Here is a 10,930-nt window from a genome sequence, read left to right on the forward strand (position 1 = left end):
CAGCGGCCGGAGCCGAAGGGCGAGCTCGAGCACGTGAACCCGTTTACGCTCGTCGTTGCCGTGGCGCTGTCGGCGCAGGCAACCGATATCGGCGTCAACAGGGCGACCCGCGAACTGTTCAAGATTGCCGACACGCCGGAAAAGATGCTGGCGCTCGGCGAGGACGGCGTGATCGCCCATATCAGGACGATCGGCCTCTATCGCAACAAGGCCAAGAACGTCGTCGCGCTCTGTCGCATGCTGATCGACGAGTTCGGATCCGAGGTGCCAAGCACGCGCGAGGACCTGGTGCGCCTGCCGGGCGTCGGCCGCAAGACGGCCAATGTGGTGATGTCCATGGCCTTCGGCATCCCGACGCTTGCCGTCGATACCCACGTGTTTCGCATCGGCAACCGCTGCCTGATGGCGCCCGGTAAAACGCCGGATGAGGTCGAAGAGCAGTTCCTGAAGGTCATCCCCGACCAGTACCTGTTCCACGCCCATCACTGGCTGATCCTGCACGGCCGCTATACCTGCAAGGCCCGCAAGCCCGAATGCGAGCACTGCGTTATCGCCGACCTTTGTCGGTCGCCCGAAAAGACCTGTCCCATCCCAGCACCGCTGGTCGAGCTACCGCCTCAGGTGATCGGCGTCTGAAGCCGGAAGGACGGGTCGCGCTTCGATACCTTCTTGTGCAGATGCACCATCAGCCCGGCCGCAAACAGCGGCGTCAGCAGGTTGATGAAGGGGATCGCCAGGAAGCCGGCGATCAGCAGGCCCGCCACGAACACGGTAGAGGAATGCTTCGAGCGGAAAGCCCGCGCCTCTGCCGGCCGCCGGAACCGCATCGCGGCGAACTCGAAGAACTCGCGCCCCAGCAGATACCCGTTCACCAGGAAGAAGGCGATCAGGTTGACGCCGGGAATGAACAGCAGCAGCAACGCGATGACATTGCCGATGATGACGATGCCGAGAAACTGGATCGACCCGAGGATCGCCTGACCGAGCGGCATTTCCCGGCCCGGCACATCACCGGGATAGTCGCGCTTCTCGATCACCGCCGCCACGTCGTCGAGAAACAGGCCGGCAATCAGCGCAGTGATCGGCGCGATCAGCAGAGCCAGCACCAGCGCCAGTCCGATGCCGGCCGCGATCGCCGCAAACAGCGTCAGCCATCCCGTCCAATCAGGCACATCCGGAAAAAAGGCGGCAAACCACGGCCAGAGGTAGAGAGCGAAGAGCTCGCGCAAGCCGAACCACAACCCGATCAGGATCAGGAATGTCAGCCCCAGCGTCTTCCAGAAGGCCGATCTCGTCTCGGGCGCAAACAGGTTGATCAGCGATAGGCGTGCGGCGTCGAGGATCATCGGCGTCTCCAGGTTAGGCTCGCAGCATGTAGGTCAACCATCGCCCTGGAACAAGCGCCGGTGGATATAGGAATCTCGCCGCGAGAATCATATACTCACCGGCAGACACCCGCACCGGGCGTGGTAGTGACGGAGATCCGCATGACAAGCCTGCTGCTCCTTGGCGCGACCGGATTGGTCGGCGGCCACGTCCTCGAACTGGCGCTCAAGGACGACCGGGTCACCCGCGTCGTCGCGCCCACCCGCCGGCCGCTGCCTCCGACCGCCTTGCCGGCCCATCCGAAGCTCGAAAATCCCATCACCGATCTTAGCAGCGGTCTTCCCGACGCGGACTGGTGGACCGTCGACGCGGTCATTTCGGCGCTCGGCACCACGCGGGCAAAGGCGGGATCGGACGAGGCCTTCCGTCTGGTGGATTACGCCACGCCGCTCGGTGCGGCCCGGCGCGCGCATGAACGAGGTGCGACCCGTTTCTCGCTCGTCTCGTCCACCGGCGCCAATTCGAAGTCCAGCCTGCTTTACCTGCGCACCAAGGGCGAGCTTGAAGATGCCATCCGCGCCACCGGCTTTTCCATGCTCACCATCGTCAGGCCCGGCCTTTTGGGTGGCGACCGCAGCGAATTCCGGCTCGGCGAACGGCTTGCCAGCATCGCGCTGAAGATCGCCCATCCCCTCCTGCCGCGACGGCTGCGCATCAGCCCGGCCCATGTGGTGGCAAAAGTTCTGCTGGATGCAGCGATCGGCGGTGAAAAGGGCGAGCGCATCGTCGAGGCGGATCAGCTTTCGGGCTGAGTTGCAGCTTAGTCCAGCGACCGCAGCTCTTCGCGGTGACGGATCATCGCAAGGAACCGCCGGTAGTCGCGCTCATAAAGGTCTCGTCCCGTGCTGGGTAGCCGCTCGCTGCCGCCGCTGTTCATCGCATGTCCGGCATCAAGCAACGAGCCGTGCAGACCGCCCGCGACCGCGGCAGCCATGGCCGTTCCGAGCAGAACCGCATCGCGGTTGTGCGGGATGACCACCTTGCAGCCCGTTACATCCGCATAGAGTTCCACCAGCAGCGGGTTGTTCACATGCCCGCCGGTCACGTGCAGCGTCTCGAACCGGTACCCAAAGTCAGCCATCGCATCGAGAATATGACGGATGCCGAGCGCGATCGACACGCAGGTCCGCCAATAGCGGCGGCAAAGCCCGTCGAAGGACGTATCGAGCGTCAGCCCGCTGATGACGCCGGTCGCATGCGGGTCCGCAAGCGGCGACCGGTTGCCGTGAAAGTCGGGCAGAATGTGCAGATCCGGCGCAATCTCGTCATCGCCTGCTGCCGCCCGCATCTCGCCGACACGGGCAATGATCCGCTCATGCAGCTCGGTGGTCGGCTCGCCGCCGGCTGCGTGCATCATGACGATATGATCGAGCAGCGCGCCCGCCGCCGACTGTCCGCCTTCGACCAGCCAATGGTCGGGCAGTACCGCCTCGTAATACGGGCCCCAAAGGCTGCGACCGGGTTTCGGCTCCCTGGTGAAGGCGACGATGCAGCTCGATGTACCTCCGATCAGCGCAACGCTCGTCTCCAGCGACGAGCCTGGCAGGCTTTTCGCCCCAACACCGCCAAGCACGCCATAGGCACCCGCGTAAGCGTCGATCATTCCCGGCGCGACCTGAACGCTGGTATCGAGGCCAAGTTCGGCCGCCGCCTTTTCGCTGAGAGGACCGATAGAGCCGCCGACCCCGATCGTATCGTCCGGCAGACCGCCCTTCTCAATAAGGTCGTCGAGCCCGGCAAGCGCCAGATAATCCGCGCTCCAGCCCGGCGTCTCATGCGCCAGGTAATTCCATTTGGCCGTCAGCGTGCAGCGCGAACGCGACGCGGAACCTGTGGCTTTCCAGGTCAGGAAATCGGCAAGATCGAAGAAATAACCGGCCCGGCTCCAGCTGTCTGGAAGGTTCTGCTTCAGCCACATCAGCTTGGGCATTTCCATTTCCGGCGAGATCGATCCCCCAGCGAAATCGAGCACCGCATGGCCGCTTCCAGACAGCGTTTCCGCCTCGGCGATTGCCCGGTGGTCGTGCCAGACGATCGTATCCTGATGCGCGTTGCCGCTGACCGAAACGCTCAGCGGTGCGCCGTCGCGGTCCCGCGCCACAAGCGAGCAAGTCGCGTCAAAGCCGATGGCCGCCACCTGGGATGCAGAAATCCCAGCCTCGGCCAACGCCGCTTTCACGGAGATGCAGGTTGCGGACCAGATGTCTTCGGAGGAATGTTCGGCGTGCTTATCCCGCGGGCGGAACATCAGGATCGGATGTTTGGATTTCGCAATCAGCGTTCCGTCGCGGCCGAACACGCCGGCACGGGCGCTTGCCGTGCCGATATCGACCGCAACGAGAAAATCACGCATCCCGATTTGTTTCCTGTCCCTGTAAGTCGCGCAGACTGTCCCCGTCGCGTCCCGCCAGCCTGAAAGCCGAGCTTCAGGTGTTTGCGGAAACCGAACCGTTGCGATCCTCGATATATTTTTGGACAAGGTGGAGCAAATCCGGCATCGCGTCAAACACGACGTCGGGCGATAGCGCCTCGATCCGGTCACGGTATCCGGAAGTGTGGGTGTGCGATCCGCCGGTAAAGGCGAATGACGCCATGCCCGCCCGCTGGGCCGCCTCGATGCCCGCGGGGCTGTCTTCAATGACGATGCAATCTTCCGGCGCGAACCCCATTTCGCTTGCTGCCAGCAGGAAGAGGTCCGGCGCGGGCTTGCCGTTCTTCACCATTGTGGCGCTAAAGATATGGGGATCGAGCTTGTCGATCAGGCCGGTGATCGTCAGCGACAGCCGGATGCGGTCGGGATTGCTCGAGGATGCGACGCAGGCTTGAAGCCCGAGCGCCTCGAGCGTTTCGGCGATGCCGGGGATCGGCTTCAGCTCGGCCTTGAACAGGCTGTAGAGATCGGTGCGCATACCCTCGAGAAATTCCGGCCCGGTGTGGAAACCGTATTCCTCGTCCATGACCTGGCGCATGGTCGCCAGGCTGCGGCCGAGGAAGCGCTCATAGGCTTCCTCCTCGGCCATTTCGATACCGTGGCGGTTGAGCGCAGCCACCAGAACCCGCACCGACAGCGGCTCGCTGTCGACGAGGACGCCGTCGCAATCGAAGATCACGAGATGGCGTGGTTTGATTGCGCTAATTCCCGTCACGGTGTTCACCTCAATCCTTGACGAGCTGGTCGTCGAGATAGAGCTGCAGCGTCTTGGCCGTGCCCTCCGTCCAGAGCGTCTTCAGCGCATGCGCAAACCGCTTGCGGAACAGGTCCGACGTCGAGACCTCGCCGAAGATCTCGTCGAACACCAGAAACGCGTCCGGATCGTCCTTGGCCTTGATCGCGGCAGCCTGCAGTTTTTCGGCACTCGTATCGTTGAACACGATCTGGCGACCGCTATCCGACGTGCCCGCAAAATAGCGGCACCACAGGGCAGACACAAGCGAGAGCCCGACAATGTCGAGGCCCTGGTCCAGCCGGTCGCGGGTCGATGGCAGGATAAACTTCGGCTGGCGGTTGGAACCGTCCTGCGCCAGGCGCGGAATGGTGTCGCCGATCTTCGGGTTGAGGAAACGGTGCTCGATCAGGTCGAAATAGTCGTCGAGGCTGGTATCTGGAACCGGCGGCACGATCGGGATGATCTCTTCCTTCTCGAGCTTGGCAAGGAAAGCCCGGATCAGCGGATGCTCCATTGCCTCGTGCACGAAATGGATGTCCAGCAACTCGCCGGGATAAGCGATCGTCGCATGGCCTCCATTGAGGATGCGCAGCTTCATCAGCTCGTAGGGCGCGACGTCGGGCACGAACTGAACGCCGACTTCTTCAAGCGCCGGACGGCCGAGCGGGAAATGATCTTCCATCACCCACTGCTTGAACTCTTCGCAGAACACCGGCCAGTTATCGTCGATATTGTAGTCATTCTTCAGGATATCGACTTCGCGCTGACCGGTGGCCGGCGTGATGCGGTCTACCATCGAATTCGGGAAGGCGACATTGTCGTGGATCCAGGTCGCAAAATCCGGATCCGAAAGCTTGGCGAGACCAACGACGGTGTTTTCCGTCACGTGACCGTTGCCGGGGATGTTGTCGCAGGACATGATCGTGAATGGCGCAAGGCCGCGCGAACGGCGAAGCTTGAGGCCGGCAAGGATCAGCCCGAACACCGTCTTCGGCGCATCCGGGTTGCTGCCGTCTTCCACCATGGCCGGATGGGCCGGGTTGAAGTGGCCGGACGCGTCGATGAAATAGCCGCCCTCGGTGATCGTCATGGAGACGATGCGGATGGTCGGATCGGCCAGCTTCTCGATCAGCGCAGCCTTGTCATCAGGCGCGATGATGTCGATCATCGGCGCGGTCACGCGGGCGCCGGTCTTGTTGTTGTCCTGCTCCACGACGGTGGTGAGGAAATCCTGCGCCTTCAGCTTGTCGCGCATGGCGGCATCGGACGGCATCACGCCTGCGCCGATGATGGCCCAGTCGTGGCCCTTGCCGATGTTGAACAGGTCGTCCAGGTAGATCGCCTGGTGGGCGCGGTGGAAGTTGCCGACGCCGAAATGTACGATGCCGGGGGAGAGCGTCTTCGGATCGTAGGCGGGCACGCCAGCGGTCGCTGCGGCATCCTTGAGAGTTGCCAACGAAAGCTTCACAGTCATTTTCTCATACTCCGATTGGCCTGCTGTTCAGGCCTTTGGGATCATTCAGGCCCGGATCGCAAGACCCTTGTCGTCGAAGCGATGCAGTTTGGTTTCATCCGGCGTCAGGTAGACGGTGTCGCCATAGCTCGCGCCGAACTCGCCGCCGGCACGCGCCGTGATCGGGCCGATACCTTCAACGTCGAGATGCAGGAACGTGTCGGCGCCCAGGTGTTCGGCAACCGAAACACGGCCTTTCCACAGACCGCTGTCCTTGGAAAGCCCGATATGTTCGGGACGCACGCCAACGGTCTTGCCGTTTTTCGCCTTGGCGTAATCGCCTTCGAGCAGGTTCATCTTCGGCGAACCGATAAAGCCTGCGACAAACAGATTGCGCGGCGACTTGTAAAGCTCGAGCGGCGAACCGACCTGCTCGATATTGCCGCGGTTGAGCACCACGATCTTGTCGGCCATGGTCATGGCTTCGATCTGGTCATGCGTGACGTAGACCATCGTGGTCTTCAGCTGGTTGTGCAGGTCGCTGATCTCAAGACGCATCGTGCCGCGCAGCGCCGCATCGAGGTTCGAGAGCGGCTCGTCGAACAGGAAGGCCGATGGTTCGCGCACGATCGCACGGCCGATCGCCACGCGCTGGCGCTGGCCGCCCGAAAGCTGGCCGGGGCGACGCTCGAGATAATCGGTGAGGTTGAGGATGTGCGCCGCATCGGCGACCTTCTTGTCGATCGCCGACTGTTCCATCTTCGCCATCTTGAGCGGGAAGGCGATGTTCTTGCGCACGCTCATATGCGGATAGAGCGCATAGGACTGGAACACCATCGCAAGCCCGCGTTCGGCCGGAGCGGCGTCCGTCACGTCGCGACCATCGATCTTGATCTGGCCGCCGGTCACGTCTTCAAGCCCCGCAATGAGACGCAGAAGCGTGGACTTGCCGCAACCCGACGGTCCGACGAACACGACGAACTCGCCGTCGTTGATTTCGAGATCGATCGACGGGATGACCTTGGCTTCGCCGAACGTCTTCGACACTTTGGAAAGAGTAATGCTGCCCATGAAAGTGATCCTTACTTAACCGCGCCAAACGTGAGGCCGCGAACGAGTTGCTTCTGGCTGAACCAGCCGAGGATGAGGATCGGCGCGATGGCCATGGTCGAGGCCGCCGAAAGCTTTGCCCAGAACAGACCCTGCGGCGAGGAGAAAGAGGCGATGAAGGCCGTCAGCGGAGCCGCGTTGGTCGTGGTCAGCTGGATCGTCCAGAACGCTTCGTTCCAGGCAAGGATGATGTTGAGGAGCAGCGTCGAGGCGATGCCGGGAACCGCCATCGGCGTCAGCACGTAGACGATTTCCTTCCACAGGTTGGCGCCGTCCATCCGTGCCGCTTCCAGGATTTCGCCCGGAATTTCGCGGAAATATGTGTAGAGCATCCACACCACGATCGGTAGGTTGATCAGCGTCAGCATGATGGTGAGGCCGATGCGGCTGTCGAGCAGGCCGAAGTTGCGGAACAGGATGAAGATCGGCAGCAGCACCGCCACGGCCGGCATCATCTTGGTCGACAGCATCCACATCAGGATGTCCTTGGTGCGTTTGCCCGGCGCAAATGCCATCGCCCAGGCCCCGGGGATCGCGATGATCAGCGCGAGGATGGTGGAGCCGACCGACAGGATCACCGAGTTCATGAACGGCTTGAAGTAATCGCGCTGCGTCTGCACCGTGATGTAGTTCTCAAGCGTGCCCGATGGGATCAGGCTGAAGCCGGCGATCGCTTCCTGCTCCGTCTTCAGGCTGGTGATCAGCGCGTAGAGGATCGGGAAGAAGATCAGGAGTGCGACGACCCAGGCCAGGATTGTCCAGCCGATCTTCGCTCCGGTTGTTACTTTGCGAGCCATGATCGTTCCTCCTACTTGTCCAGGTTCTTGCCGACGGCGCGCATCAGGAAGAAGGCGACGATGTTGGCAAGCACGACGGCGATGATACCACCCGCTGCACCCCCGCCGACGTCATAGCCGAGACGTGCGGTGCGGTAGATCAGGAAGGTGAGGTTGGTGGACGCATAGCCCGGACCGCCATTGGTGGTGACCAGGATTTCAGCGTAGATTCCGAGCAGGAAGATCGTCTGGATCAGGATGACGACCGTGATCGCGCGCGAAAGATGCGGCAGCGTCAGGTAGATGAACCGGTTGAAGAAATTGGCGCCATCCATTTCGGCGGCTTCCCGCTGCTCGCTGTCGAGCGACTGAAGCGCCGTCAGAAGGATGAGCGTCGCAAACGGCAACCATTGCCAGGCGACGATGATGATCACCGCAAACAGCGGATACTGGGCAAACCAGTCGATCGGCTGAACCCCGAAGAACCGCGCGAGATCCGCCAGCACGCCGTAGCCCGGATGCATGATCATGTTCTTCCAGATCAGCGCGGCCACCGGCGGCATCACGAAGAACGGCGAGATCACCAGAATGCGGACAATGCCCTGGCCGAAGATCGGCTGGTCGAGCAGAAGCGCGATCGCGACACCGCCGATGACGGTAATGCCGAGCACGCCGAGCACCAGCAGCATCGTGTTCCAGATCGACTGGAAGAAGGCCGGATCGGTGTAGAAATACTGGTAATTGAAGAAGCCTGCGAAGCTCACGTTCTGCGGCGTCAGCAGGTTGTAGTTCTGGAACGAGTAGTACAGCGTCATTGCGAGCGGTACGGCCATCCAGACCAAAAGAACGATGACGGAGGGCGCCATCATCAGGCGTGCCAACGTCTTGGTATTTTGCGTTGCCATCTTTGAGGCCCCTCCCCGGAGGTAAGCGCGCCGCACGCGGCCAGAGGAGGACGCGAAGGCATGATCTTGTTTTTATAGGGTAGCGTGCTGGAACAGCGAGATGCAGTTCAGCATCCAATCGTCATCCTGTGATCTGCTGCCCGGCACGGATGCCGGACAGCAGTGTCTTGACCAAGCTTACTTGATGTAACCGGCGCGGGTCATGTCGCGGGTTGCCGTTGCCTGAGCGGCGGCAAGCGCGTCATCGACCGTGGACTGGCCGGCGACAACAGCCGAGAACAACTGACCGACCGTGGTGCCGAGAGCCTGGAATTCAGGGATCGCGACGAACTGGCCACCGGTATAAGGAACCGGCTTGACCGTTGGCTTGGTGATGTCGGCAGCGTCCATGGCAGCAAGCGTCGGAGCTGCGAAGGCAGCGGCCTTCTGATAGTCCGCGTTCTTGTAGAGCGAGGTGCGCGTGCCCGGAGGAACGTTGGCCCAGCCTTCCTTGGCAGCAACAAGCGTCGTGTATTCCTTGCTGGTTGCCCAGGAGATGAACTTCTGAGCCGATTCAGCCTTCTTGGACGATGCCGGAACGGCAAGGTTCCAGGACCACAGCCAGTTGCCGTGGTTGGCAACGCCTTCCTTGCTTGGGAAGAGCGCATAACCGACCTTGTCGGCAACCTTGGAGTCCTTCGGGTTCGATACGAACGATGCTGCGACGGTCGCGTCGATCCACATGCCGCACTTGCCCTGCTGGAACAGCGTCAGGTTTTCGTTGAAGCCGTTGGAAGAAGCGCCCGACGGGCCGGAATTCTTCATCATGTCGGCGTAGAAGGTAAGTGCTGCCTTCCATTCCGGCTGATCGAACTGCGGCTTCCAGTTTTCGTCGAACCAGCGTCCGCCGAACGAGTTGGTCAGCGCCGAAACGAAGGCCATGTTCTCGCCCCAGCCGGCCTTGCCACGAAGGCACATGCCGCTGATGTCGGCCTTGCGGTCGGTCATCTTCTTGGCAGCGTCAGCGATGAATTCCCAGGTCGGGGTTTCCGGCATTTTCAGGCCGGCTTTTTCGAACAGGTCCTTGCGGTACATGATCATGGCGGATTCGCCGTAGAACGGTGCCGCATAGAGCTTGTTTTCAACCGAAAGACCACCGCGGATCGCCGGCAGCAGGTCGTCCATGTCGTACTTGTCGCCGAGACCTTCGAGCGGCAGAAGCCACTTCTGCTTGGCCCAGATCGGAACTTCGTAGTTGCCGATCGTGACGATATCGTACTGGCCGCCACCGGCCGCGATATCCGTCGTCACGCGTTCGCGCAGGACGTTTTCTTCGAGCGTGACCCACTCGACCTGGATGTCCGGGTTCGCCTTGGTGAACTCGGACGTCAGGCCCTGCATGCGGACCATGTCGCCGTTGTTGACTGTCGCAATGGTGAGGGTTTCGGCAGATGCAGTCGTGGCCACAAAGGCCAGAGCTGAGCAGGCGCCCAGCAGAATAATTTTCATAGTCATATCTTCCTCCCGAGAAGATGGAATGCGAGCATTCGCTTTGCTCATGGGCAATTACCCACATAAAGCTAGCGCAAGTCAATGGGAATTCATCGCTGCGATGCAACCGAAAGCGACAATTCACTGAAATTTCAGGCAGAATTCTATCTGCCGCGCTTAAGCAGTAAGCAGATACCGCGCTGCGGCCTCGTCGGTGATGATGCCGTTGAGCAGTCCGCCTTTCAGGGCTGCGCGCATGGCGACCCACTTCTTCTTGCCTTGGGCAATGCCAATGACACAGCAGGTCTCGCGCGACGGGATCGGCACGGAGGCCACCCGGCCGTTGACGGCACTGTCGAGCAACTCACCCTGCTGATCGTAAATCCAGCCGCAAATTTCACCCGCGGCACCGCGATCCACCAGCGACACCATTTCGTCGCGATCCAGAAATCCGTCGACGCAAAGCGGCGCATCGACGCCGAGTTCGCCGATCCCGACAAAGGTGACGTCTGCTTGCGCCCCGAGCGCAAGCGTCGAGCGCACGAGCGCCTGGTCATGCAGCGTGTCGCGCTCCTCGATGGAGGCACAAAGGACCGGCAGCGGCATGGGAAAATGCCGCGCCTTGATGGCATCGGCCATCGAGAAGATGACGTTGTAATAGGC

The 10,930-nt window shown here is 61.6% G+C and carries 11 protein-coding genes and 1 pseudogene; 3 read left to right on the top strand and 9 right to left on the bottom strand.

Features of this window, described 5'->3' with window-relative positions:
- On the top strand, nt 1–636 hold a 636-nt coding region (nth, locus tag G6K99_RS13690; RefSeq protein WP_174196847.1), incomplete at its 5' end, for an endonuclease III.
- Here nth and G6K99_RS13695 read toward each other — a convergent pair.
- Nucleotides 618–1,346, bottom strand: coding sequence for a sulfate transporter family protein (locus G6K99_RS13695; RefSeq protein ID WP_174196848.1), 729 nt, complete (start codon nt 1,344–1,346; stop codon nt 618–620). The two genes, nth and G6K99_RS13695, sit on opposite strands and share 19 nt — an antisense overlap.
- A 141-nt stretch (nt 1,347–1,487) precedes the next feature.
- Here G6K99_RS13695 and G6K99_RS13700 point away from each other — a divergent pair, with 141 nt between their 5' ends.
- Nucleotides 1,488–2,138, top strand: coding sequence for an NAD(P)H-binding protein (locus G6K99_RS13700; RefSeq protein WP_174196849.1), 651 nt, complete (start codon nt 1,488–1,490; stop codon nt 2,136–2,138).
- Nucleotides 2,139–2,146: 8 nt separating this feature from the next.
- Here G6K99_RS13700 and G6K99_RS13705 read toward each other — a convergent pair whose 3' ends face one another.
- The 6 genes from G6K99_RS13705 to G6K99_RS13730 form a co-directional block, all read right to left on the bottom strand.
- Nucleotides 2,147–3,739, bottom strand: a complete 1,593-nt coding sequence (locus tag G6K99_RS13705) for an FGGY-family carbohydrate kinase (RefSeq protein ID WP_174196850.1) — start codon at nt 3,737–3,739, stop codon at nt 2,147–2,149.
- A gap of 73 nt (nt 3,740–3,812) precedes the next feature.
- Nucleotides 3,813–4,523: an HAD family hydrolase gene (locus G6K99_RS13710; protein WP_174196854.1), complete on the bottom strand. Its 711-nt coding sequence runs from the start codon at nt 4,521–4,523 to the stop codon at nt 3,813–3,815.
- Between the two features lie 19 nt (nt 4,524–4,542).
- Nucleotides 4,543–6,027, bottom strand: a complete 1,485-nt coding sequence (locus tag G6K99_RS13715; RefSeq protein ID WP_174196851.1) for a mannitol dehydrogenase family protein — start codon at nt 6,025–6,027, stop codon at nt 4,543–4,545.
- A 45-nt stretch (nt 6,028–6,072) separates the two neighbouring features.
- A complete protein-coding gene (locus tag G6K99_RS13720) occupies nt 6,073–7,077 on the bottom strand; it encodes an ABC transporter ATP-binding protein (protein WP_174196852.1) in 1,005 nt (334 codons plus the stop codon).
- 11 nt (nt 7,078–7,088) lie between these two features.
- The gene (locus tag G6K99_RS13725) at nt 7,089–7,913 is read right to left on the bottom strand and encodes a carbohydrate ABC transporter permease (protein ID WP_062461266.1); all 825 of its coding nucleotides are present in this window, start codon (nt 7,911–7,913) and stop codon (nt 7,089–7,091) included.
- A gap of 11 nt (nt 7,914–7,924) precedes the next feature.
- Complete coding sequence (locus G6K99_RS13730) at nt 7,925–8,506, bottom strand: carbohydrate ABC transporter permease (RefSeq protein ID WP_371816190.1); 582 nt, start codon at nt 8,504–8,506, stop codon at nt 7,925–7,927.
- On the opposite strand from G6K99_RS13730, the pseudogene G6K99_RS23530 reads away from it, so the two are divergent.
- Nucleotides 8,476–8,547: pseudogene (locus G6K99_RS23530) on the top strand (hypothetical protein); the annotation flags it as partial. The gene G6K99_RS13730 and the pseudogene G6K99_RS23530 sit on opposite strands and share 31 nt — an antisense overlap.
- Nucleotides 8,548–8,974: 427 nt before the next feature.
- Here the strand turns inward: G6K99_RS23530 and G6K99_RS13735 are convergent.
- Together G6K99_RS13735 and G6K99_RS13740 are read right to left on the bottom strand one after the other, a co-directional pair.
- Nucleotides 8,975–10,291 carry a sugar ABC transporter substrate-binding protein gene (locus G6K99_RS13735; RefSeq protein WP_174196853.1) on the bottom strand — a complete coding sequence of 439 codons (1,317 nt, stop codon included), beginning with the start codon at nt 10,289–10,291 and terminating at the stop codon, nt 8,975–8,977.
- A 153-nt stretch (nt 10,292–10,444) separates the two neighbouring features.
- Nucleotides 10,445–10,930: sugar-binding domain-containing protein (locus G6K99_RS13740; protein ID WP_305798287.1), on the bottom strand; the 486-nt coding region annotated here is incomplete at its 5' end.

This window comes from Neorhizobium sp. AL 9.2.2, assembly GCF_013317225.1.
Lineage (GTDB): Bacteria > Pseudomonadota > Alphaproteobacteria > Rhizobiales > Rhizobiaceae > Neorhizobium > Neorhizobium soli.